Raw genomic sequence first — 23,764 nt, 5'->3', positions numbered from 1 at the left:
GTTTGCGAACTGGCAGGATAGAATTACCGGTTGGTATAACTACGCCAATAAAGAATAGATAATATAAAGGTTACGAATGGCTGGAATTACTCTTGCTGAAATCGCGGTAAAACTGGATGCAGAGCTGCGTGGAAATGGAGACGTGGTGATCGAATCGGTTGCTGCGATGGGACAGGCTGGCGAAGGTCAAATTACTTTCCTTTCAAACAGTAAATACCGCAAGCAGTTGGTAGATTGCGCGGCATCGGCGGTGATGCTAAAAGCCGATGATGCAGATAGCTTTGCTGGCAACGTGTTGATCATGAACGATCCGTACCTAGGTTTTGCCAAGGTTGCCCAACTGCTAGATACGACACCTGCTGCTGCTGTCGACATTGCGCCATCGGCTTATATCGCCGAGGATGCCGTTATCGGTGAAGGCGTGTCAGTTGGCCATAATGCGGTGATCGAGTCAGGGGCCCGTATCGGTGACCATGCCCAGATCGGCGCTGGCTGTTTCATCGGCAAAGATGCGGTTATCGGTGCCCGAACCAAACTGTGGGCGAACGTAACTATTTACCACCGTGTTGAACTGGGTAGTGACTGCCTGGTGCAGTCTAGTACGGTTATTGGTGCTGATGGTTTTGGCTATGCCAATGACAAAGGTGAGTGGGTCAAGATCCCTCAACTGGGCAGCGTCCGTATCGGCAACCGTGTTGAAATCGGTGCCTGTACCACCATTGACCGTGGCGCGTTGGAAGATACTATCATTGAAGACAACGTGATTATCGACAACCAGATGCAGATCGCCCACAACGTGCAGATCGGATATGGTACGGCGATGGCGGGTGGTACTATTGTTGCTGGCAGCACCAAAATTGGCAAATACTGTATTATTGGTGGTGCATCGGTGCTCAACGGTCATATTGAAATTGCCGATGGCGTGACCATCACCGGCATGGGTATGGTAATGCGTAGCATCGAAGAGAAGGGTATGTTCTCTTCCGGTATCCCGCTTCAGCCAAACAAAGAGTGGCGCAAGACCGCTGCGCGCGTCATGAAAATTGACGAGATGAACAAACGTCTTAAAGCTGTTGAGAAGAAACTGGCTGATTGATAGCGCGGACTATTCGTCAGTATCCACTTGCCGCGGCCGGCCCGGAGCGGGTCGCGTTGCCTTCCAGCTGAACAATAATTTTAATCTTTGACAAGACAGGAATTCAGTTTTGACTAGCGAAAATAAAACGCTGAATATCACCGAGATTCAAGAGCTTCTTCCTCACCGTTACCCGTTCCTGATGATTGATCGCGTAACGCATTACGAAGAGGGCAAGACCCTGACGGCGATTAAAAACGTGTCGGTCAACGAACCGCAGTTCACTGGCCATTTTCCTAAAATGCCAGTATTTCCTGGTGTGATGATCCTAGAAGCGATGGCGCAGGCGACCGGCCTGTTGGCTTTCAAAACATTTGGTGCACCAGCGGAAAATGAGCTTTACTACTTTGCAAGTATCGATAACGCGAAATTCCGCAAGCCGGTAGGCCCGGGCGATCAGATGATCATCGAAGTGGAATTTCTGAAAGAGCGCCGTGGCATTGCGATGTTCAACGGTGTGGCCAAAGTGGACGACCAAGTGGTGTGTTCTGCTGAGCTGAAATGTGCAAGACGAGAATTCTGATGATCCACGAAACTGCGCAAATTCACCCATCAGCGGTGATTGAAGAAGGTGTGGTGATCGGTGCTAACACCACGGTTGGTCCGTTTACTTACATCGCGAAAGATGTCGTGATCGGCGAAGGCAACGAGATCATGTCCCACGTTGTGATCAAAGGTCCAACGACCATGGGTAACGAGAACCGTGTTTTCCCGTACGCCATCATCGGTGAAGAGTGTCAGGACAAGAAATACAACGGTGAGCCGACCCGCCTAGAAATCGGTGATCGCAATGTGATCCGTGAAAGTGTTCAGATCCACCGTGGTACGGTACAAGACAAAGGCGTGACCATTGTCGGTAACGACAACTTGCTGTGTGTGAACGCGCACGTGGCGCACGACGTGGTGATTGGTAACCATACCCATATTGGTAATAACTCGATTTTGGGTGGCCATGTCACTGTGGGCGATTACGCGGGCGTGATGGCGCTGTCGGCGATCCACCCGTTCTGTACCGTGGGTGCGTACAGCTACATCGGTGGTTGTTCGGCCGTCGTTCAGGACGTGCCGCCGTACGTATTGGCGCAGGGTAACCATGCCTCGCCATTTGGCCTAAACCTTGTTGGTCTGCAGCGTAATGGCTTCGAGAAGCCGGAACTGCACGCACTGCGCCGTGCATACAAGGAGCTTTACCGTTCAGGTAAGACACTGGCCGAAGTGAAGCCGGTGTTGGCTGAAATGGCAGAAGAATGGCCGTCGGTAGGGCTTTTCCTCGACGCTATCAATAATTCAGAACGCGGTATTATTCGCTGATATGACGAAGCCACTTCGAATAGGAATTGTCGCCGGGGAAATCTCCGGCGATATTTTAGGTGCCGGTTTTATGCAAGCCGTACGTGCGCAGTATCCGGATGCGGAGTTTGTCGGTATTGCCGGCCCGCGGATGCAGGCCGAAGGCTGTGAAACCTTGTTTGACATGGAAGAGTTGGCGGTGATGGGGATTGTCGAAGTCCTCGGCCGTTTGCCTCGCCTGTTCAAGGTGAAAGCCGAGCTGGTCAAGTATTTCACCGATAACCCGCCGGATGTGTTTGTCGGAATCGATGCGCCGGACTTCAACTTGCGCCTGGAGCGTGATTTGAAAGATGCCGGGATCAAAACTGTGCACTACGTCAGCCCGTCAGTGTGGGCATGGCGTCAGAAACGCATCTTCAAAATTGAAGCGGCGACCAATCTGGTCTTGGCCTTCCTGCCGTTTGAAAAAGCCTTCTACGACAAATTCAACGTTCCGTGTGAGTTCATCGGCCATACCATGGCAGATGCGATCCCGCTGGAAACCGATCAGCGCGCCGCGCAGCAACTGCTGGGTTTAGACAGCAGCAAACGCTGGCTGGCCGTGCTGCCGGGCAGTCGGGGTGGCGAGATGGAGCTGTTGGCACCGCCATTCATTGAGACCTGCCGCTTGCTGAAGCAGCAACACCCGGATTTGGGTTTTGTGGTGGCCTTGGTAAACCAAAAGCGCCGCGCCCAGTTTGAGCAAGCGTGGCAGCAGACAGCGCCCGAACTCGACTTTGTATTGGTGGATGATACTGCCCGCAATGTCATGATCGCATCGGATGCAGTGTTGTTGGCATCAGGCACGGTTGCCCTTGAGTGTATGCTGGTTAAGCGGCCGATGGTTGTTGGCTACAAGGTCAAGCCTTTGACAGCTTGGCTGGCTAAGCGGATGCTCAAGACCAAGTATGTCTCGCTGGCCAATATTCTGGCTGACCGCGAACTCGTACCGGAGCTGCTGCAGGATGACTGCACGCCGGAGAAGCTGGCAACGGAGGTTAACCGTTTCCTCGAGGCCGATAATAGCGAGCTGATGGCGGAGTTTACCCGCCTGCACCAGTTGATTCGCTGTGATGCTGACCGCAAGGCAGCTGATGCAGTACTTAAATTGATAGATAAGTAAGATGGCTAAAGAATTCGAACCTTTTGAGTACCCTCTCGCCAGTGCTATTGCTGGGGTTGATGAAGTGGGTCGTGGCCCGCTAGTGGGTGCGGTAGTGACAGCGGCGGTGATTCTTGATCCGGACAATCCGATTGAAGGGTTGACGGACTCCAAGAAACTGACCGAGAAGAAGCGCAACGTGCTGTTTGATGAAATCAAAGAGAAAGCATTGTCTTGGTCGCTGGGACGCTGTGAGCCGGAGGAGATTGATGAACTGAATATCCTTCAGGCAACAATGGTTGCCATGCAGCGAGCCGTGGCGGGGTTATCGGTGACACCGGACTTCGTTCTGGTTGATGGCAACAAGGTCCCCGATTTGCCGATGGCGGCGCAGGCCGTCGTCAAGGGTGATTTGCGGGTGGCAGAGATCAGTGCTGCTTCGATTTTGGCCAAGGTGACCCGTGACCGCGAGATGGAGGAGCTCGATGCCCAGTATCCGCAGTACGGTTTTGCCAAGCACAAGGGCTACCCGACCAAGGCGCATTTTGAGGCACTGGCCGAGCACGGCGTGATCGATCAGCACCGCAAGAGTTTCAAGCCGGTTAAACGTATTCTCGGTATCGAGTAATCCCGCGCTACACTTCATTATACCGACTGGCGGTTTTTTGCCCGTCCCCACGGGGGGAAAGCCGCTGAAGAAGATGGCGCTTTAGGCTATAATCGCCATCTTGTTTGTCACCAACGCAACTCTGGTAAGTCATGGCAGAACCTCGTTTTATCCACCTCCGTGTCCACAGTGACTTCTCTATGGTCGACGGCCTGTCTAAAGTCCCGCCGCTGGTAAAAAAAGTAGCGGAGATGGGCATGCCTGCCATGGCCCTGACCGATTTCACCAACCTCTGCGGTTTGGTGAAATTTTATTTTTCGGCGCATGGTGCCGGCATGAAGCCGATTATCGGCGCTGATTTCAAAGTCTTGTCTGACGATATGGGCGATGAGCTTTGTGACTTGACCATCCTTGCTGCTGACAACGAGGGTTACAAGAACCTGACCCTGTTGATTTCTGAGGCCTACCAGCGTGGCCACGTCCAGCATCTACCGGTGATTGATAAGGAATGGCTCATTGGCCATAAGCAAGGGCTTATTCTGCTCTCCGGTGGCAAGAGTGGTGATGTCGGCAAGGCGTTGCTCAAGGGTAACAAGCAACTAACCGACAAATGCGTGGCGTTTTACCAGACGCATTTCCCTGATGCCTATTACCTAGAACTGGTACGTACCGGCCGTCCGGATGAAGAGGCTTACCTTCATTTTGCGGTGGAACTCGCCGAGGAGGCGGGCCTGCCTGTTGTGGCGACCAACGATGTACGATTTATCAAGGCCGATCAGTTCGATGCCCACGAGATCCGGGTGGCCATCCATGATGGTTATACCCTTGCCGATCCAAACCGGCCGAAACTGTATAGCGATCAGCAGTACTTGCGCAGCGAAGAAGAGATGTGCGAGCTGTTCGCCGACATTCCAGAAGCGATTGAAAACAGTGTTGAAATTGCCAAGCGATGCAACGTTACGGTTCGACTTGGCGAGTATTTCCTACCGAACTTCCCAACGGGTGATATGACCATCGAGGACTTCTTGGTTGAGAAGTCCAAAGAAGGTCTTGAACGCCGTTTGGCATTCTTGTTCCCCGATGAAGAGGAGCGTGCTAAGCGCCGCCCTGAGTATGATGAACGTCTGGAGATCGAGCTCAAGGTGATCAACCAGATGGGCTTCCCTGGTTACTTCTTGATCGTAATGGAGTTTATCCAGTGGTCGAAGGATAACGGGGTACCGGTAGGTCCCGGCCGTGGCTCGGGTGCCGGTTCGCTAGTGGCCTATGCACTGGACATCACCGACCTTGACCCGTTGGAATTTGACCTCCTGTTCGAACGTTTCCTTAACCCGGAACGTGTTTCCATGCCCGATTTCGATATCGACTTTTGTATGGATAAGCGCGATCAGGTTATCGACCACGTGGCCGAGATGTACGGCCGGGATGCGGTATCTCAGATCATCACCTTCGGTACCATGGCGGCCAAGGCAGTTATCCGAGATGTGGGCCGGGTACTTGGTCACCCGTACGGCTTTGTTGACCGTATATCCAAGCTAGTTCCGGCCGAGCCGGGCATGACCTTGGCCAAGGCGTTTGATGCCGAGCCGCAGCTTCCGCAGATTTATGACGCCGACGAGGAAGTCAAAGATCTGATTGATATGTGCCGCATTCTCGAGGGTGTGACGCGTAACGCCGGTAAGCACGCCGGGGGCGTGGTGATCTCGCCGACCACGATCACCGACTTTGCTCCGCTTTACTGCGATGCGGAAGGGGGCAACCCGGTAACCCAGTTTGACAAGAACGACGTGGAAACCGCCGGTCTGGTTAAGTTTGACTTCTTGGGTCTGCGAACCCTGACAATTATCGACTGGGCGCTGGGGATGATTAACCCGCGCCTGGAGGCGCAGGGTGAAGAGCCGGTCAATATTGCCGCGATCCCGATGGCCGATAGCAAGTCGTTCAATATGTTGCAGCGTTCGGAAACAACAGCGGTATTCCAGCTGGAATCTCGCGGGATGAAGGATCTGATCAAGCGCCTGCAGCCTGACTGCTTCGAAGATATGATCGCCCTGGTGGCCCTGTTCCGTCCGGGTCCGCTCCAATCGGGGATGGTAGATAACTTTATCGACCGTAAGCACGGGCGGGAGGAGATCTCTTACCCGGATGCGACGTGGCAGCATGAGTCACTGAAGGAAATTCTTGACCCGACTTACGGTATCATCCTGTATCAGGAACAGGTCATGCAGATCGCTCAGGTGCTTTCTGGCTATACGCTAGGCGGGGCCGATATGCTTCGTCGTGCGATGGGTAAGAAAAAGCCGGAAGAGATGGCCAAGCAACGGGCCACCTTTGAGGAGGGGGCGATCAAGAACGGCGTCGACGGTGAGTTGGCGATGAAGATCTTCGACTTGGTGGAGAAATTCGCAGGTTACGGCTTCAACAAATCCCACTCGGCAGCCTACGCGCTGGTGTCATACCAGACCTTGTGGCTCAAGGCGCATTACCCGGCAGAATTCATGGCTGCGGTAATGACCGCTGATATGGACAACACCGACAAGATCGTCGGCCTTGTTGACGAGTGTCTGCGGATGAAGCTCACATTGCTGCCGCCGGATGTTAACAAGGGCCTTTACCGTTTCAACGTTGATGACAACGGGGCTATCGTCTACGGTATCGGGGCGATCAAGGGGGTGGGCGAGGGCCCGATTGAAAATATTATTGCCGCCCGTGAAAAAGGTGGTCACTTCAAGGATCTGTTCGACTTCTGTGCCCGGATTGATACTAAGAAGGTCAACAAGCGAGTGCTTGAACGGCTGATCAAATCTGGTGCCATGGATCGCCTGGGTCCGAACCGTGCTACCCTGATGGCCTCGTTAGACGATGCCATCAAGGCTGCCAGTCAACACCATCAGGCCGAGGCATTTGGCCAGACGGATATGTTCGGGGTGTTGACCGAGGCACCGGAAGAGGTTGAGCATGCCTATGCCAACATCCCTGAGTGGCCGGAGAGTGTCTGGCTAGAGGGTGAACGAGATACTTTGGGGCTGTATTTGACTGGGCACCCGGTCAATGCCTATCTGTCAGAGCTGAAGCATTACACGACTTGGCGACTGAAGGATGCCCATCCGACGGGGCGTGACAAAGTGGTGAGCGTGGCCGGGCTGGTGATCGCCGCACGGGTCATGACCACCAAGCGCGGAACCCGGATTGGTCTGCTGACTCTGGATGACCGCAGCGGTCGGATGGAGGTCATGCTTTATTCCGAGGCGCTTGACCGATACCTTGAGCTGATTGAAAAAGACCGTATATTAGTGGTTTCGGGACAGGTCAGCTTTGATGATTTCAATGGCGGCCTTAAAATGTCAGCCCGTGAAGTGCTTGATATCTCAGATGCGCGTGAAAAGCACCTAAGAGGGGTTGCGATCTCGCTCACTGAACGGCAAATTGATGAAAAGTTTTTTGAGCGTTTCAGCCAAGCGCTGGAACCGCACCGGGCTGGTACTGTGCCGGTCAATATTTACTATCAGCGCTCAAATGCGCGCGCCAAACTGACGTTGGGAACAGAATGGCGCGTTACCCCGGCAGATCAATTGATAGCAGATCTGAAAATGTTGCTGGGTGAGAAGCAAGTTGAGCTTGAGTTTAATTAATATAACCCGTTATGCGCCGTTAGGTGACGGATATGGGAAAGGATTGAAGTGGTATGAGCCTGAACTTCCTTGAGTTTGAACAGCCGATTGCAGAGCTGGAAGCCAAAATCGAAGCACTGCGTGACGTGTCGCAGCGCGATGCATCGGCATCGGTGGATTTGGACAAAGAAATTGAGTCACTGGAAAAGAAAAGCCTTGAGCTGACCAAGAAAGTCTTCGGTGATCTTGGCGCATGGCAAGTGGCCCAGTTGGCGCGCCATCCACAGCGCCCTTATACGCTGGATTATGTTGAGCATATCTTCAGCGAGTTCGATGAGCTGGCGGGTGACCGTGCGTTTGCCGACGATAAAGCATTGGTTGGCGGTATTGCCCGTTTGGACGGCCGCCCGGTGATGGTGATTGGCCACCAGAAGGGCCGCGAGACCAAAGAGAAGGTATTGCGTAACTTCGGTATGCCAAAACCAGAAGGCTACCGCAAGGCACTTCGTCTGATGAAGATGGCCGAGCGGTTCAAGATGCCAATCATTACCTTTATCGATACTGCGGGTGCGTATCCGGGTGTCGGTGCCGAGGAGCGTGGTCAGTCAGAAGCGATTGCGACCAACCTCAAGGTGATGGCAGGCCTGAAAGTGCCGGTGATCTGTAACGTGGTCGGCGAAGGCGGTTCTGGCGGTGCGCTGGCGATTGGTGTCGGTGACTGTGTCAATATGCTGCAGTACTCAACTTATTCGGTGATCTCTCCGGAAGGGTGTGCGTCTATTTTGTGGCGTGACTCAGACAAGGCGCCGCAAGCCGCAGAAGCGATGGGGATGACCGCTGGCCGCTTGAAGGAGCTGGAGCTGATCGACAATATTATTGAAGAGCCGCTTGGCGGCGCGCACCGTAATGTGGAAGCGATGGCCCAGTCACTAAAGCAGCAGTTGTTGGCCACATTGGCTGAGCTTGACGCATTGGACACCGAGACGTTGCTTGATCGCCGCTACGAGCGTCTGATGAGCTACGGTTACTGCTAAGTACCGAGCGGTTAATTGTAATATGACGGGTCAGCACTAGATGCTGGCCCGTTTTTTTTGCCTTGTACCTTGCTACGCGATGGTACGGGCTCTTCTGATATACTGGCCGGACTTGAAAAAGCGGATTGGCAAGATGTTATTGGACGTTTTGAATGAAGCGTTGGCCCGGTTTCCCATCGGCCAGCGTTATGTATTGGCCCTGAGCGGGGGATTGGATTCTCGGGTTTTGTTGGATCTGATGAGGCGCTTCTTGCTGCAAAATAGCGGGAGCTGTGTTGCTGTTTATGTCCATCATGGCCTGAGTTCGAATGCCGACCACTGGGCCGAGCAATGCCGGACATGGTCGGAGGAGGCGGGGATACCCTGTGTGGTCGAGCATGTACAGGTTGCCGTCGGTGCAGGGGTGAGTATTGAGCAGTCGGCCCGCGATGCTCGTTATCAGGCGCTGGCAAAGCATATCTGTACCGGTGAGGTTTTGCTGACCGCCCAGCATGCCGATGATCAGCTAGAGACGTTCATCTTGGCGATGAAACGCGGCAGTGGTCCGGCGGGCTTATCGGCAATGCCGGCTTACACCCCATTCGCTAAGGGGACACACTGTCGTCCACTATTGGGTATCCCCCGCTCGGTGATTGAATCTTACGGTTGTACATATGGCCTGTCTTGGGTTGAGGATGAGAGCAATCGTGACGAGCGCTACGACCGTAATTTTTTGCGCCACCGTATTACGCCATTGTTGACGGAGCGCTGGCCGGGGATACGCAAGGCGGTGGCGCGCAGTGCCCAGCTGTGCGGTGAGCAGGAAGCATTGCTTCAGGAATTATTGGCTGATCGCTTAGCCCTAGCCATGAGGCCTGATCGCGGGCTGGAGATTGCGGAGCTTGGCAGCGAGCGGCAGGGGAAAGCACTCATCAGGCAGTGGCTCTCCGTGCTCGGGGCTCAAATGCCATCACAGGCTCAACTCGAACAAATTTGGCACAGCGTTGTGACGGCGAGGGAAGACGCCAATCCGCAGTTATGCTGGGCATCGCTCTCCGTCCGTCGATTCCAAAATGCCTTGTACTTGGTTGAGCAATGGCCGTCACTGGCCGGATGCGTACTTGAATGGCCCAGGGGAGAAAGGTGCGATCTGCCTTCGGGGTTAGGGGAATTGGCGTGGACGAGCATCGGGGAGATTGTTAATCCCCAAGCACGTTGGTCGGCCCGGATCCGTCGCCCTAGATCTGATGAAAAAGTGACGATCCGGTTCGAACCAGCAGGGTTGGACATGTGGCCGGCCGGCCGGGCTGGCCGTCGTAAACTCAAAAAGCTATTTCAAGAAGCTGGTGTACCGAGTTGGAATCGGCGGCGGATGCCCTTGGTCTTTTATGGCGACCAGTTAGTGGCTGTTGCCGGATTGGGTGTCAATCGGGATTGCGTAGATGGTGAATGCGAACTCGTTTGGTATCTGCCATCAAAAAAATGCAATCAATAGCAAAAGAAGTCACAATAATATTGTCACTTATTATTACAACACGGAACTGGAAAAATAATAACGAGGAATGTATGAAGAAAGCCATAGTCATCTCAATGTTAGCTGCCGTGATTTCCGTACCAGCTTTGGCTGGTGATCCTGCTGTGGGCAAAGCCAAGGCTGCCGTTTGTGCGGCTTGTCATGGTGCAGATGGTATTGCTGTGATCCCTGGGTATCCGAACCTGAAAGGCCAGAATGAGCAATATTTGGTTAACGCGATGAAAGCCTATAAAAACAAGGAACGCAGTGGTGCCATGGCGATGGTGATGCAGCCTCAGGCTGCGATGCTTAACGACGAAGATATCGCTAACGTAGCGGCATATTTTGCTCAAATGAAATAATCTCACTCCTTCGACACAGCGCCGGTTGATACCTTAAGGGAATATCAACCGGCGTTTTTTTTGTTGAACTATCACCATGTAAGAAAACATCACACTGCATGGTGATATTTTGAGCAAAGTCATTCCCTGTGGTTGCTTAATTTTGCAGAGCATATTATTGTACTAGCACGCTGATACATAAACGTTGTCTAGGAGTCGTTATGAGTAAACCATCCACGCTTGGGGGAGCATGTATTATCGCCAGTGTTTGCGTCGGGGCCGGGATGTTGGGATTGCCCAGCGCAGGTGCGGGGGCGTGGACGCTATGGAGCGTGATTGCTATTTCCGTCACCATGATCATGATGACCCTGTCTGGTTGGTTGCTGCTAGAAGCGTTGAAGCATTATGACTTCAAGTCGTCTTTCAACACGGTTGCGAAAGACGTGCTGAGTAAAAAAGTAAATTTTATCAATAACTTGTCGTTATATTTCGTGGGCGGTATTCTACTTTATGCCTACATCTCAACATCGGGCGATATTTTCAGTGGTATGCTGGGGGTGAGTAGTGAACTGGCTTCCGTCCTGTTTGTGGCATTGTGTTCGGCATTCGTGTTGCACTCAACCCGCGCGGTAGACCGTATTTCCATTGTGCTCATTTTGTTTATGATGATCAGTTTTGCCCTTGGGATCTCAGGTTTGGCGTCGCAAATCAGCGTACCTACGCTGTTCTCAGTCAGCGAGACAGAGAGCTCGTACTCCGCGTATGCGCTGGCCTTGTTGCCAGTGGCACTGACCTCATTCGGCTACCACCATTCAGTGAGTACGATGCGCGACTATTACCAGGATGAGCACCGTGCGAAGAAGGCGATCCTTGCTGGTACTGCGATTGCACTGACATTCTATCTGGTATGGGTGATCTGTATTTTCGGCAACTTGCCGCGTGAGGCTTTTGGCCCCGTGGTGACAGCGGGAGGGGGTATCGATGCGCTGTTGTCGGCACTGACCAACGGTATTGATTCGACCAGCATCAAGCAGGCGTTGAATATCTTCTCGATTGCTGCCGTCGTATCTTCATTCATCGGTGTGGGCTTGGGTGTATTTGACTACTTGGCTGATTTCTTCGGTTTCGAGGATACCCGTAGCGGTCGACTAAAAACGTGGGCGGTGACTTTCCTGCCACCTTTAGTGTTCTCCCTGATTGCCCCATTTGGTTTTGTTACCGCCATTGGCTTGGCGGGTGCAGCCGCCACCATCTGGGCATGTATTATCCCGGCGATGTTGGCAAAAGCACTGCGTCAGCGTGTACCGGCACAAGAGGGTTTTGTGGTACCGGGAGGGAGTCTGACCATCAATGTGGTGATTGCATTCGGGGTTCTGACCGCAGCGTTCCACCTGTTGGCAATGGTCAATGTGCTACCCGTCTTTAGGGGCTAACCAGCCGCAGGGAATAAAAAACGGAAGCTGCGGCTTCCGTTTTTTTGTGCCCAGTACGGGCAAGAGGCTCAGCGGAACTGCTTGGCATCCGGCAGGTAGTCAAAGCCCGCCGTGGCCAACTTGGCAACAAGAGCGTCTTTGTCGATGTCGTAGTATTTTACCAACGCATCCAGATCACCGAATTCATCGCGGATCTTCATGTTGACGATGCTCATCAGCATGATCGGATCCATGTTCTCGAAATTACTCAAGTTCATTAGGCGTCCTCGTGGTCACTCATTAGCAAATTGGCTGCTGCGAAAGCGGCACGCTCACGGGTGTCTTTCGGCAGATTTTCATCAGCTGCGATGGCGTTTAGCGCGTTTACCGCACAGTGAATCGCATTGGGAATATAGCCAAGCTCGCCACCACCGATTTGGGCATAGGTCATTCTGACCAGCTCGCAGCAATCATAAACTTTCATGGTCTTTCCTTATTTGCATGGTTTTCGCCTGCCTGCACAATCGGGATATTATTGATTGGGAAAGGCTTGCGAAAACCCACTGTCACAGTGCTAGGGCGATAGGCAAAACTATACCAGAGTCAGCCGTGTTTGAACCAGCGGCCTGTTAGCGCGTGCGCTTATCTTGATAGAGGTGACGGTCGGCACGCTCAAGTAAGGCACTGGCGGTATCGCCTTTTTGGTATTCGGCAAACCCGCAGGAGCAACCAATCTTCAAGGTTTGTAGAATTGTGTCCTGTTGTGTTAGTTGCAGGATTCGGGAAAAGACCTGCATGGCTGAATCGCTGGTGGCAGGTTGGAGCAGGGCGGCAAACTCATCACCGCCAATACGGTAGCAGCGATCGGATGCACGGATTGTCTGCTTTAGCAGATTGCCGAATTGGCGGATGACCCGGTCACCGTCTGGGTGGCCGTAGCGGTCGTTGACTTGTTTGAAGTTATCGAGGTCGAACATGACCAGCACCAGGCCGACAGTTTTGCGCTCGCTGACTGCGATAGCGTGGGTCAGGTCCTGTTCAAAACAGCTTCGGTTTCCGAGGCCTGACAGACAATCTTGCAGTGCCATGTTTTTCACTTTGCGGTATTCGATACCATTGGTGAGTGGTCCGGCAAACAGGCGATGATAGGTATGCAGCAGGCTTATTTCGTCTTGATCGAGCGCATAAGGTGTGTGGTATTGCAGCTTGCCTAATTCATTGCCGTTGAATCGCAATAGGAATGTTTGGCGGTGTTCGCTGGCGTCACCGCCACGGATTTGGGTTGATGTACCATCAAATTCCCAAATCAAGCGGGTGATATCAATTTGCTTTTCGATTTCTCGGGCAAATATTTCGAACAGGATCGGCAAATCAAGCTTGCCCTGAAGCTTTTGTAGGATTAACAGGCGCTGATCAGCTCCAAGAGGTTTGGCCCTTGGTTTGGTGCTGGAGCCTGCAGTGATTGAATTCCAGTGAAGTGGACCCATACCCGTATCAAAAAATCATAAAGGAAGATAACTATAGGGAATTATTACGCTTTTTCAATAGCCTGACTGTATTTGTTTCAAATATATATGACAAATTACCTCAAAATTAAGGAGTTAGAGGGAGAGGGGGGATCTCATTGGTGTTTATCAGGCAGGAGATGATATCCCCTCGGCAGTGCCTTGCGGGCTTCTCTTTTAGTTCAGAAAGTGGCGTAAAATGGCTTCATGTTCCAGAGTGTCTTCATAGCCCATGTCGATCAGGGCCTGAATATAGCCGGGTTCGAATAGTAGGTAACTGGTAATGGCGGCATCGTCCTTCGGGCTGATCCCGATAAGGCGCATCAGGGTGCGGGTCATGGGGGGAAGCTGGCCATAATGGGCTCTTGCCAGGGGCTCAAATGATTTGCTGGGACAAAGGAGGATATGGTCGATAATCCGCATTTTATGTTGCTTTTGTTCGCTTGGGCTGAAGTTTCCCAGCAGGGTGTTGGTTCGCGACAGGTTTTCCAGATCGGCGGCAAGGGTGTCGCTGAAAATGGTATCCATTAAGTGCCCGCCGAGCGCGGCAAGGCCGGGAGCCCGGGTGTGATCGGGTTGTTCGAGCTTTTGGTTGATGAGATCGATAATCAGGATTTTGTCGGCCCCCATTTTCAATGATGGCCGTAGGGGGGCTAATTGGTGGATAGACCCATCGCCATAGTAGGCTTGGCCGATCCTCGTTGCCGGGAATACGATAGGGATGGCTGCCGAGGCAAGTAGGTGATCCGTATTTAACAAAGTGCGGCGGCCTTTTGAGCGTGCCCTGTCCCAAGGTTCGATGCTGTTTTGACCTTGGAAGAAACTGACCGAATCGCCACTTTTATAACTGGAGGCGGTGATCGCGATTCCGTGGAGGTTGCCGGCGGAAATCTGTTTTTCGATTCGGTTGTAGTTGTTGACTTGATTGAGCAGGTGGCGCAGAGGACGGTTGTTGAGCAGGCCAAATGGTGGGCGGGCATGGTGGTGGGCTTGCAACCTGGCGAACCATTGATGGCCAAGAAAACCCAGCATGCCGGTAGGGCTGGTGGCAAAGATACGCCGGCTATGGAGCCGCGACCAAATCCATTCTAGTTTTTTGACGCCGAGGCGAAAACTTGAGGCATAGCAGGCCAATGCCATGGCATTGATGGCTCCTGCAGAGGTACCGCTGTAAATAGTGAAAGGGCTATGATGAACCCGAGGGTACCATTCGGCGATGGCCTTGAGCACGCCCACTTGATAAGCCGCGCGTGCACCACCACCGGTTAACAGTAAACTGATTTTTGGCGAGGTCGTCCTCATTCGCCTTTCCCGCGTTATGCTTTGCATATAGTCTTCTTTTAACTTAACTATATATGAAAAAAGCACCATAAAAAAAGCCTCCACGAAGGAGGCTTTTTACAATCAGTTCGTTAGCTAATTAAGCAAGTTGTGCTTTGATATGCTCAACGATGTCAGCCATGGCAACGGCGGTCTTCTCACCAGAACGGCGGTTCTTGTACTCGAAGTTACCTTCGTCCATGCTGCGGTCGCCAATCACGATAGTGTGAGGGATACCGATCAATTCCATATCAGAGAACATCACACCTGGGCGCTCTTTACGGTCATCAAATAGGACGTCGATACCCATTGCAGTCAGTTCCGCGTATAGCTTCTCTGCCGCTTCCTGAACACGCTCAGACTTGTGCATGTTCATCGGTACGATTGCAACCTGGAATGGTGCAAGTGCGTCTGGCCAGATGATACCGTATTTGTCGTGGTTCTGTTCGATAGCAGATGCAACAACACGTGATACACCGATACCGTAGCAGCCCATTTCTAGGATCACATTCTTACCGTTTGAGTCCAGAACGCCGCAGTTCATCTTCTCAGAGTAGGTCGTACCTAGCTGGAAGATGTGGCCTACTTCGATACCGCGCTTAAGCATCAGGGTACCTTGGCCGCATGGGCTTGGGTCGCCTTCTACAACGTTACGCAGGTCAGCAACTTGGCCTAGTTCAACGTCACGACCCCAGTTGATACCGAAGTAGTGTTTGCCGTCGATGTTCGCGCCAGCGCCGAAGTCGCTCATTACCGCGACAGTACGGTCAACGATGAACGGTAGTTCAAGGCCTACTGGGCCTAGAGAGCCTGCGCCTGCACCGATTAGTTCGCGCATCTCTTCTTCGGTTGCCATCTCTAGTGGAGAAGCAACTTCTGCTAGGTTCTCAGCTTTGATTTCGTTCAGCTCGTGGTCACCACGGATGATTAGCGCAACGATAGGTGCGTCGATTTCATCAGAGGCTTTAACGAATAGTGTTTTGACAGTTTTTTCGATTGGCAGGCCGTGCTGCTCAACCAATTCCGCGATAGTCTTCGCGTTTGGCGTATCAACCAGCGTCATCTCTTGGGTTGGCGCTGCACGCTCAACAGCAGGAGCTACCGCTTCCGCTTTTTCGATGTTCGCTGCGTAATCAGATTCTGTAGAGAATGCGATTAGGTCTTCGCCGCTTTCAGCCAGTACGTGGAACTCCTGAGAGCCGTTACCACCGATAGCGCCTGAATCAGCCAGTACAGGACGGTATTCAAGGCCCATGCGATCGAACGCTTTACAGTAGGCATCGTGCATCGCTTGGTAAGATTTCTCTAGACCTGCTTTGTCGATGTCAAAGCTGTATGCATCCATCATGCAGAATTCGCGTGCGCGCATTACGCCGAAACGTGGGCGGCGCTCATCACGGAATTTAGTCTGGATCTGGTACAGGTTGATAGGTAGCTGCTTGTACGAGCTTACTTCGTTGCGCACCAATGCAGTGATAACTTCTTCTGCTGTTGGGCTAAGTACAAACGGACGAACATGGCGGTCAGTAAAGCGAAGCAGTTCCGGGCCCATCTTTTCAGAGCGACCAGTCTCTTCCCATAGTTCAAACGGCTGTACAACGGGCATCAGAGTTTCGATTGCGCCTGCATTGTCGATCTCTTGACGAACGATGTTTTCGACTTTACGCAATACACGTAGACCAGTAGGCAGCCAGGTGTAAAGACCTGAAGCCAGCTTACGGATCATACCTGCACGTAGCATGAGCTGGTGGCTCACTACTTCTGCGTCGTTTGGAGTCTCCTTCAGAGTAGAAAGAAGATAATTACTGGTACGCATTGATGGTATCCGTTGGTTGATAGAGAAATAAGGGAAATGGGATTAACCCGCCGCCACCTAGGCAGTAACTGCGTAGTTTACCAGTCAAATCCCCTTTCTCCAAAGGGAACAAGCTGGAGGTGGCAGATATTTTGTGCGACTTAGTGCAGGGCAAGGACGGTGATCCCGTCATCATCGACCCTGAAGCGAACATTATAGTCGAACAGGTGGACGGCATATTCCTTGGTGTCGACCTTGCCTTTTTTATAGGCCGGACGGGGATCTTGGGCCAGCACTTCTTCGATGACAGCCCGCTGGCGAGCAAGCTCCTTGCCGTTGAGCTGTTTTTCGGCCAGTTCGCTGAAATGCACTGCCAGCGTGGCTGGCTGCTCGCTGGCGAAACCGCCCACGGCCTGTGGCAGGCTGTCGGAATAAGGGATATAGGGCTTGATATCGATGATTGGTGTCCCGTCAACCAGATCCACCCCACCTAGCTCGATGATGACATCACTGCCTTGCTGGCGGACGCCGATCAATTCTACCGCTGACATCCCGATGCCGTTGGGGCGGAACGTCGCCCTGCTGGCAAAGACACCGATACGCTCGTTGCCGCCCAGCCGTGGTGGCCGCACGGTTGGGCGCCATCCTGCCTCGAGGTTCTGGTCAAAAAGAAATAACAGCCAAAGGTGACTGAATTGCTCAATGCCCCTGACGGCCTCTAGGGCATTGGCCTCTCCCTGCAGGATGATTTCCGAGCGTGCGCTCGGCACGAGCCCCGGCTGGCGAGGAACGGCAAATTTTTCTTTGTAGGGGGAGCGTATCACCCCGATTGGCTCAATCTGGTATTGCATTGCATCAGGCCCAAAACAGTGTTGCGCAGACCATACCATAAAAATAGTACTTGATCTTTGTTGAGAATAACTACCAAATAATATGTTATAACATAACAATTTGTGAGTTAATCGCCAGAAGGAGAGTAGTATGAAACCCGGTATTCACCCGCCATATCGCAAGGTGGTGTTTCATGATACCAGTGCCGACCAATACTTCGTGGTGGGGTCGACCTTGTCTACCGATCGGACCATTGTCTGGGAGGACGGCAAGGAATACCCCTATTTCACCTTGGATGTCTCGTCGGCCTCCCATCCGTTTTATACCGGTAAGCAGAGGATAGTCAGAAGCGAAGGCCGGATGGCTAATTTCACCCGTCGTTTCGGCCAGTTCGGCCAATCAAAATAAGGAAGGAAAAGATGCAGGTATTGAGTTCATTGAAAAGTGCAAAAATGAGGCACCGCGACTGCCAGATTGTCAAACGCCGTGGTCGCCTATACGTCATTTGCAAATCGAATCCGCGCTTCAAGGCCGTACAGGGCGGAACGAAAAAGAAAAAATAGCACCTAGTAATGAAAACGCCCCTCTGCAAGGGAGGGGCGCGATAGGTCAAATGGAATGGCTGGATTTACCAGCCTTTGACGACACCACCTTGGAAGATATCCTGCGCGGCGTTGTAAACCTCGTCGGATTGGTAGGCCTTGATGAAGGTCTGAACATTCTCGTTGTTGACGTTGTCTTCGCGGGCAACGATCAGGTTGACGTATGGGGACTCCTTGTCTTCGACGAAGACGCCGTCGCGCTCAGGGGTCAGGTTGATACTGCTGGCATAGGTATTGTTGATGATTGCCAGATCAACATCATCCAGCGAGCGTGGCAGCTGGGCTGCTTCAAGCTCTTTGATCTTGAGGTTTTTCGGGTTGTCGACAATATCAAGTACGGTCGCGGTCAAGCCTGCCCCGTCCTTGAGGGTTAGTAGCCCTTGTTGCTGGAGCAGCAGCAGCGAACGGCCAAGGTTGGTTGGATCGTTTGGCAGAGCGATCAGAGCACCGTCCTTGAGCTCATCGAGTGATTTGATCTTGCTGGAATAGGCGGCAATCGGGTAGACAAAGGTGTTGCCGGCAACGGCAAACTTGTAGCCGCGATCTTTGACTTGCTGCTCAAGGTACGGCTTGTGCTGGAACGCATTGATATCAATAGAACCTTCCTCGAGCGCCGCATTCGGCGAGATATAATCGGTAAACGTAATTAGCTCGACATCCAGTCCGTATTTGTCCTTGGCCTGCTTGGCCGCCACCTCGGCCACTTGCTCTTCGGCACCGGCCATGACCCCAACTTTGATTTTGCTGTTGTCGACAGCCGCTTCTTTCTCACCGCAGCCGGTCAGGACAAGGGCCGATGCCAGGCCGGCAACGGCAAACAGGTTCTTTAGGTTAAACGCCATGATACTTCTCCTTGAATTGGGGTTTCCGTAATACTAGTTGGATTTTTGTTGTGTTAGTGCTTAGCGATGGTCGCAACGCTTGACCAGATGATCGCCAATGGATTGGATCAGCTGAACCAATATCACCAGCATCATCACCGTAATCATCATGACCGTGCCGTCGAAGCGTTGGTAGCCATAGCGGATACCGACGTCACCGAGACCGCCACCCCCGACGGTACCCGCCATTGCCGAATAGCTCACCAGTGTAACCAGCGTGATGGTGATGGCATTGATAATCCCCGGCAGGGCCTCAGGCAGCAGTACCTTGGTAATGATTTGGCGCGGGGTTGCCCCCATTGCCTGGGCTGCCTCGACCAGCCCGCTGGGTATTTCGAGCAGTGCCCCTTCGACGAGGCGGGCAATGAAAGGGATCGCGCCGACAGTCAGCGGGACGATGGCTGCCGCCGTGCCGATTGAGCTGCCGACCACGAACCGTGTAAACGGGATAATGGCAACCAGCAGGATAATGAACGGGATCGACCGGCCGATATTGACCACGGCCCCGAGCACCTTGTTCACGGCCGGATTGGCAAGCAGGCCGTTGGCCTTGGTCAGGTGCAACGCAACCCCGACCGGGATACCGATGGCAAAGCCGATCAGGCCAGAGGCAAATACCATGATCAGGGTCTGGCCTAGGGCATCAATGAGCAATTCGACCAGCCGCTGGTTGTCGGCCCACCATAGGGTTAGGGAATCAAGCCACATAGCCAAGTACCTCCACGTTAACGTTATGATCGCGCATGAAGGCGATAGCCTGCTCTGCGGCTTGTTCGGTGCCGAAGAACTCGGCCAGCATCAGGCCGAACTTGACGCCGCCGGCGTAGTCCATGTCGGCGCTTAGAATGTTGACATCAATATTGAACTCGCGGGCAACCTGAGAGATCAACGGGGCATCCACGGAGGTACCGGTGAATTCCAGCCTGACGAGCGGGTAGCTGTTGTCTGTCCGCTGGGCCATCATCCGGGCGCGGTAGTCTTCGGGAATAGACAAATCCAATGTCGAGCGGATGAAGTTGCGCGCCAGCTCCGTTTTAGGGTGGGCGAAGATATCGCCGACCGGCCCTTTTTCGACCAGTTCGCCATCACCGATAATCGCGACTTCCGAGCAGATCCCTTTGACGACATCCATTTCATGGGTGATCAGCAAAATAGTTAGGCCAAGCTGACGGTTGATTGTTTTGAGCAGCTCGAGGATTGACTGGGTGGTGGCTGGATCAAGGGCACTGGTCGCCTCGTCGCACAGCAGTACTTTGGGATCCGACGCCAAGGCCCGGGCGATCGCAACGCGCTGTTTCTGGCCTCCGCTGAGGTTGGACGGGTAGCTGTCATGCTTGTCGCCAAGGCCAACAAGATCCAATAACTCGTGAACCTTGCTTTGGATAGCGGGCTTGGGTAAAGAGGCCAGCTCGAGCGGCAGGGCAACATTGTCAAACACCGTCCGGGATGACAGCAGGTTGAAATGCTGGAAGATCATCCCGATTTTGCGACGCGCTTGAGTCAGCTCGTTGCCGGGAAGTTGGGTTAGATCAATGCCATCGACGATCACCTGTCCGCTGGTGGGCCGCTCAAGTAGATTGACGCAGCGGATCAGGGTGCTCTTGCCGGCACCCGAAGAACCGATGACACCGAAGATGGTGCCTTGCTCTATGGTCAGGTTGATATCACGCAGCGCGTGGATCTCCTTTTCCCCTTGATAGAACACCTTGTTAACTCTGCTTATTTCTATCATCGTTCGTCCTGAATCCTATATCGAGTCATTTGTGTATGGTCAATCCTGACTACTGCCGATATATTGTGGTGCTGTAGCGTGTGTTTGCATAATTATTGCAATGTAAACAGTTTGTTTGTCAATCGCATTATTTGTTTCGATGCTATTGGTTAAGATAAAGCAAGTCAATAGATATTTTTACGTCTGGACGTCTAAATGTCTTTATTGCTATTTGTCGGGCGGGAGGGGCTTGATGGTACGTAAGCCATCAAAGCAGGTGAATCCCAAGGGCAGCCATGCCATAATTTGAGCCATCATTGAAATTTCCATAAAACAGAGGGCTTTCGCTTGGCCAAACCAGCAGTATTTATCGATCGTGATGGCGTTATTAATATCGACCATGGCTATGTCCACACCGTCGATGATTTTGAATATGTAGAAGGTGTGTTCGAAGCGTGCAAGAAGCTCAAAGATATGGGCTACCTGCTAGTGCTGGTCACTAACCAGGCCGGTATTGCCCGCGGGATGTACAGCGAAGATGAGTTCCTGACCCTGACTGAGTGGATGGACTGGAATTTCGCAGACAATGGCGTTGAGTTCGACGGCATTTATTACTGCCCGCATCATGCCACAGAAGGCAAGGGTGAATACCTGCAAGATTGCAGCTGTCGTAAGCCTAAACCGGGTATGTTTATCTCGGCTCGTGACTTCTTGAAAATCGATATGTCCCAGTCGGTGATGATCGGCGACAAGACCGATGACATGAAAGCGGCTGCCGCGGCGGAGGTTGCGACCAAAATTCTTGTGCGCACCGGCAAACCGGTAACGGAAGAAGGCGAGACGTTGGCAGACGTTGTTCTAGATAGCGTTGCTGATGTACCAGCATGGCTTGCTGCACGTTGATATTGCGCTCAGCCAAAGTGTGAATATGAAAAGCCGCCGATGCGGCTTTTTTTGTATGTGAAAGATTGAACATAAATGTGGTGAGTTTGACTAATTTGAGAATAATTCTGCCACGGCAAACCATGGTTTATAGGTGATGCTCGGTTTTTCTCGTCCTCGGCCTGACGAGGGGGATAAGACGAAAAAAAGGGAAGCAAGTGCTTCCCAAAGTGTGTGACTGACTCACACATGAATTAATGGGGGGACTGCTAGCCGTCATTCGTCACGGCCAGCAGGGTCGGGGATCAGCCTTGCTCTTTGAGAAAGGCGATCCAAGGGGTGGCAACCGCCTTCATGTCATTGGATTTCGCCGCCAATTGCATGGCCTGCAGGGCACTGCTTGGCTGGTTGAGTTCGAAAAATGCCATTCCGCGAAGGTAAGCCAATTCGGCACGGTCATCGGCAGATGCCCCCGGTGCTGCCTTGGCCGCAAACTGCGTGGCCGATTTGAATTGCTTGGCTTGAATCATCAGTCGGGCGATCATGATTTGGTTCTTGAAGCTAGGTGACAAATCGTATGCCTTGCGATAGGCGACTATCGCATCGTCGAGCTCTTTGGCTTGCTGCCAAAAGCTGCCCAGTCGTTCATAGTTTTTCTTGTCAGCGGTAATATTGCCGTTGCTCATCTCCTTTTTCAGAGTAGTAGCTGCCCGGAACGGAACGCCTCGGTAGGCTTGGAAATTGACCAGGCGCAGGAACTCCTTCTCGTCATCAAGTAACCCCATCTTGTAGGCCGCTTCCAGCGTTGCCAGCGCGTTTCGCTCCTGATTCAGCTCCATATAGACGCCAGATAGTTGCATCCAGTAACGTTTTTTCTGCGGGTACAAGGTTGTTAGGGTTTTAAGCACCCCGGCGACACTCTTGTACTGCTTCAATTCGTAATGGGAGGCAACCAGCAACAAGTACCAAGACTCACTGGGCTTTTTGGTCATCGCGATGGCTTGTTTGGTTGGCGTAATCGCATTTCTGTAATCACCCAGCTGAACATAGGCGCTGGCAAGGGTGATATAGGCATGGGCCTGCGGCTTTTCCTCTGTCGTTTTGGCGATCTCGAACCACTGTTTCATGGTCACGACTGATTGTTTGTACTTCTCTTCGGCGAGGTAGAGTTGGGCCAAACTGTAGCGTACTTGCTGCGCTACGGGGACGGGCAGGGCGTCGAGTTTAAGCGCTTTGGCGAAATACTGTGCCGCCTTGGGGTAATTGTCTTTGAGGGAGTACAAGAACCCCATTTGCTGCAACAGGACAGCCCGGTCGTATTTGCGTGACTGGGTGTTTTCCAGAGCCCCGTTCAGCTTGGCAATGGCATCGCCGTAGCGTTCGGTGGCAATCAGTTCCTGAACCTTGTTGACGGTTCGAAACGTACGATCGCTGAGCTCGGGGGTGCTGGCCGTAGCCGGTGCCGCGAGGGCACCGGTTACGAGGAAAAACGAAGCCAGCAAGTGTTGGTAACATTTGTTCATTGTTGACTCCTTATCCTTAGTTCACGGAGAACTCGATTTCTTGTGAAAGGCGAGCATCGACCGGTTTGCCGTCCACTTGTTTGGGCTTGAATGTCCATTTCGCGACGGTTTTCTTCGCAGCGCGTCCGAGCCCCAGCCTACGCGGGTTCTCTTTGAGGATTTTGATATCCTCGACGCCGCCACGGGCATTGACGGTGAACTCAAGCAGTACCATGCCTTTCTCCAAGCCACTCTTGGCCGCCTTGCGAGGCATTTGCGGTTGGAACGTTGCCAGAGGCACCGGCCCGCCGCTACCGGCCATTTGGGCTCCCCCCCCTTGGCTGTAATGACCTAGGACCGAGCCGCCGGTGACGTTGACGGGCAGGTCCAGTTTGGGCATATCCATCGGGATCTGCTCCATAACCGGCTTGACCGTCGAGGTGACTTTCATCTCCGGTGGCGGTGGCGGCCGCTTGGGTGGCGGAGGTTTTGGCAGTTCGCGTTTTTTCTCCTGTATTTTCTCTTCTGATTTGACGCGAATGAAATCAACCATACGTAGGTCATCATTCGACACCAGTTCGTGGCGCTCTTTGTTTACCAGCTTGTCCATCCCCCAGAACAGGCTGAGGGAGACAACGAGCGCCAGTGCTAATGAGACCAGATACCGCATAG

Annotated in this window: 24 protein-coding genes; 13 read left to right on the top strand and 11 right to left on the bottom strand. The window is 52.8% G+C overall.

Annotated elements, in window-relative coordinates:
* The first annotated feature begins 76 nt into the window (after window positions 1–76).
* From lpxD to ACSF8X_RS14795, 10 genes are all read left to right on the top strand, one after another.
* The gene (gene lpxD / locus ACSF8X_RS14840; RefSeq protein ID WP_047877551.1) at window positions 77–1,096 is read left to right on the top strand and encodes a UDP-3-O-(3-hydroxymyristoyl)glucosamine N-acyltransferase; all 1,020 of its coding nucleotides are present in this window, start codon (window positions 77–79) and stop codon (window positions 1,094–1,096) included.
* A gap of 109 nt (window positions 1,097–1,205) precedes the next feature.
* Window positions 1,206–1,658, top strand: a complete 453-nt coding sequence (fabZ, locus tag ACSF8X_RS14835; RefSeq protein ID WP_047875842.1) for a 3-hydroxyacyl-ACP dehydratase FabZ — start codon at window positions 1,206–1,208, stop codon at window positions 1,656–1,658.
* Window positions 1,658–2,446 carry an acyl-ACP--UDP-N-acetylglucosamine O-acyltransferase gene (gene lpxA / locus ACSF8X_RS14830; RefSeq protein ID WP_047877552.1) on the top strand — a complete coding sequence of 263 codons (789 nt, stop codon included), beginning with the start codon at window positions 1,658–1,660 and terminating at the stop codon, window positions 2,444–2,446. Before fabZ ends, lpxA begins: the two co-directional genes overlap by 1 nt.
* 1 nt (window position 2,447) lies before the next feature.
* Window positions 2,448–3,587, top strand: coding sequence for a lipid-A-disaccharide synthase (gene lpxB, locus ACSF8X_RS14825; protein WP_500850313.1), 1,140 nt, complete (start codon window positions 2,448–2,450; stop codon window positions 3,585–3,587).
* Between the two features lies 1 nt (window position 3,588).
* Window positions 3,589–4,194: a ribonuclease HII gene (rnhB, locus tag ACSF8X_RS14820; protein WP_047877554.1), complete on the top strand. Its 606-nt coding sequence runs from the start codon at window positions 3,589–3,591 to the stop codon at window positions 4,192–4,194.
* Window positions 4,195–4,325: 131 nt separating this feature from the next.
* Window positions 4,326–7,805 (top strand): DNA polymerase III subunit alpha, encoded by a 3,480-nt coding sequence (gene dnaE, locus ACSF8X_RS14815; protein ID WP_500850312.1) that lies wholly within the window; start codon window positions 4,326–4,328, stop codon window positions 7,803–7,805.
* Between the two features lie 53 nt (window positions 7,806–7,858).
* A complete protein-coding gene (gene accA, locus ACSF8X_RS14810) occupies window positions 7,859–8,818 on the top strand; it encodes an acetyl-CoA carboxylase carboxyl transferase subunit alpha (RefSeq protein ID WP_047877556.1) in 960 nt (319 codons plus the stop codon).
* 133 nt (window positions 8,819–8,951) lie between these two features.
* Window positions 8,952–10,292, top strand: a complete 1,341-nt coding sequence (tilS, locus tag ACSF8X_RS14805; RefSeq protein ID WP_500850311.1) for a tRNA lysidine(34) synthetase TilS — start codon at window positions 8,952–8,954, stop codon at window positions 10,290–10,292.
* A gap of 71 nt (window positions 10,293–10,363) precedes the next feature.
* Window positions 10,364–10,672 (top strand): c-type cytochrome, encoded by a 309-nt coding sequence (locus ACSF8X_RS14800; RefSeq protein WP_500850310.1) that lies wholly within the window; start codon window positions 10,364–10,366, stop codon window positions 10,670–10,672.
* A 200-nt stretch (window positions 10,673–10,872) separates the two neighbouring features.
* The gene (locus ACSF8X_RS14795; RefSeq protein WP_500850308.1) at window positions 10,873–12,084 is read left to right on the top strand and encodes an aromatic amino acid transporter; all 1,212 of its coding nucleotides are present in this window, start codon (window positions 10,873–10,875) and stop codon (window positions 12,082–12,084) included.
* Between the two features lie 68 nt (window positions 12,085–12,152).
* On the opposite strand, the gene ACSF8X_RS14790 is transcribed toward ACSF8X_RS14795, so the two are convergent.
* The 6 genes from ACSF8X_RS14790 to tsaA form a co-directional block, all read right to left on the bottom strand.
* Complete coding sequence (locus tag ACSF8X_RS14790) at window positions 12,153–12,341, bottom strand: DUF4250 domain-containing protein (RefSeq protein ID WP_500850307.1); 189 nt, start codon at window positions 12,339–12,341, stop codon at window positions 12,153–12,155.
* On the bottom strand, window positions 12,341–12,547 hold the full coding sequence (locus tag ACSF8X_RS14785) for a YaeP family protein (RefSeq protein WP_047877560.1): 207 nt from the start codon (window positions 12,545–12,547) through the stop codon (window positions 12,341–12,343). Before ACSF8X_RS14785 ends, ACSF8X_RS14790 begins: the two co-directional genes overlap by 1 nt.
* 145 nt (window positions 12,548–12,692) lie before the next feature.
* A complete protein-coding gene (locus tag ACSF8X_RS14780) occupies window positions 12,693–13,550 on the bottom strand; it encodes a GGDEF domain-containing protein (RefSeq protein WP_047877561.1) in 858 nt (285 codons plus the stop codon).
* A gap of 195 nt (window positions 13,551–13,745) precedes the next feature.
* The gene (locus ACSF8X_RS14775; RefSeq protein WP_047877562.1) at window positions 13,746–14,870 is read right to left on the bottom strand and encodes a patatin-like phospholipase family protein; all 1,125 of its coding nucleotides are present in this window, start codon (window positions 14,868–14,870) and stop codon (window positions 13,746–13,748) included.
* Window positions 14,871–14,988: 118 nt separating this feature from the next.
* Window positions 14,989–16,704, bottom strand: a complete 1,716-nt coding sequence (locus ACSF8X_RS14770) for a proline--tRNA ligase (RefSeq protein WP_047877563.1) — start codon at window positions 16,702–16,704, stop codon at window positions 14,989–14,991.
* 140 nt (window positions 16,705–16,844) lie between these two features.
* Window positions 16,845–17,534: a tRNA (N6-threonylcarbamoyladenosine(37)-N6)-methyltransferase TrmO gene (tsaA, locus tag ACSF8X_RS14765; protein WP_500850306.1), complete on the bottom strand. Its 690-nt coding sequence runs from the start codon at window positions 17,532–17,534 to the stop codon at window positions 16,845–16,847.
* A gap of 130 nt (window positions 17,535–17,664) precedes the next feature.
* Between tsaA and ACSF8X_RS14760 the strand changes: the two genes are divergently transcribed.
* Window positions 17,665–17,922 carry a type B 50S ribosomal protein L31 gene (locus ACSF8X_RS14760; RefSeq protein ID WP_500850305.1) on the top strand — a complete coding sequence of 86 codons (258 nt, stop codon included), beginning with the start codon at window positions 17,665–17,667 and terminating at the stop codon, window positions 17,920–17,922.
* 11 nt (window positions 17,923–17,933) lie between these two features.
* Window positions 17,934–18,077 carry a type B 50S ribosomal protein L36 gene (gene ykgO, locus ACSF8X_RS14755; RefSeq protein WP_047877565.1) on the top strand — a complete coding sequence of 48 codons (144 nt, stop codon included), beginning with the start codon at window positions 17,934–17,936 and terminating at the stop codon, window positions 18,075–18,077.
* Between the two features lie 65 nt (window positions 18,078–18,142).
* On the opposite strand, the gene ACSF8X_RS14750 is transcribed toward ykgO, so the two are convergent.
* The 3 genes from ACSF8X_RS14750 to metN are packed head-to-tail and all read right to left on the bottom strand — an operon-like array spanning window position 18,143 to window position 20,729.
* Window positions 18,143–18,958: a MetQ/NlpA family lipoprotein gene (locus ACSF8X_RS14750; RefSeq protein ID WP_047877566.1), complete on the bottom strand. Its 816-nt coding sequence runs from the start codon at window positions 18,956–18,958 to the stop codon at window positions 18,143–18,145.
* A 60-nt stretch (window positions 18,959–19,018) separates the two neighbouring features.
* Complete coding sequence (locus tag ACSF8X_RS14745; RefSeq protein ID WP_500850304.1) at window positions 19,019–19,705, bottom strand: methionine ABC transporter permease; 687 nt, start codon at window positions 19,703–19,705, stop codon at window positions 19,019–19,021.
* A complete protein-coding gene (gene metN, locus ACSF8X_RS14740) occupies window positions 19,695–20,729 on the bottom strand; it encodes a methionine ABC transporter ATP-binding protein MetN (RefSeq protein ID WP_047877568.1) in 1,035 nt (344 codons plus the stop codon). The genes ACSF8X_RS14745 and metN overlap by 11 nt, the downstream gene beginning before the upstream one ends.
* Window positions 20,730–21,056: 327 nt before the next feature.
* Between metN and gmhB the strand changes: the two genes are divergently transcribed.
* The gene (gene gmhB, locus ACSF8X_RS14735; RefSeq protein WP_047877569.1) at window positions 21,057–21,611 is read left to right on the top strand and encodes a D-glycero-beta-D-manno-heptose 1,7-bisphosphate 7-phosphatase; all 555 of its coding nucleotides are present in this window, start codon (window positions 21,057–21,059) and stop codon (window positions 21,609–21,611) included.
* A gap of 284 nt (window positions 21,612–21,895) precedes the next feature.
* Here the strand turns inward: gmhB and ACSF8X_RS14730 are convergent, their stop codons facing one another.
* The gene (locus ACSF8X_RS14730; RefSeq protein WP_500850303.1) at window positions 21,896–23,113 is read right to left on the bottom strand and encodes a tetratricopeptide repeat protein; all 1,218 of its coding nucleotides are present in this window, start codon (window positions 23,111–23,113) and stop codon (window positions 21,896–21,898) included.
* A gap of 16 nt (window positions 23,114–23,129) precedes the next feature.
* Window positions 23,130–23,762: an energy transducer TonB gene (locus ACSF8X_RS14725; RefSeq protein ID WP_047877571.1), complete on the bottom strand. Its 633-nt coding sequence runs from the start codon at window positions 23,760–23,762 to the stop codon at window positions 23,130–23,132.
* Window positions 23,763–23,764 lie beyond the last annotated feature (2 nt).

The sequence above is a fragment of the Photobacterium panuliri genome (assembly GCF_059920555.1).
The sequence above is the reverse complement of the archived record's forward strand: the minus strand, read 5'-3'. Positions and strand labels throughout refer to the sequence as shown.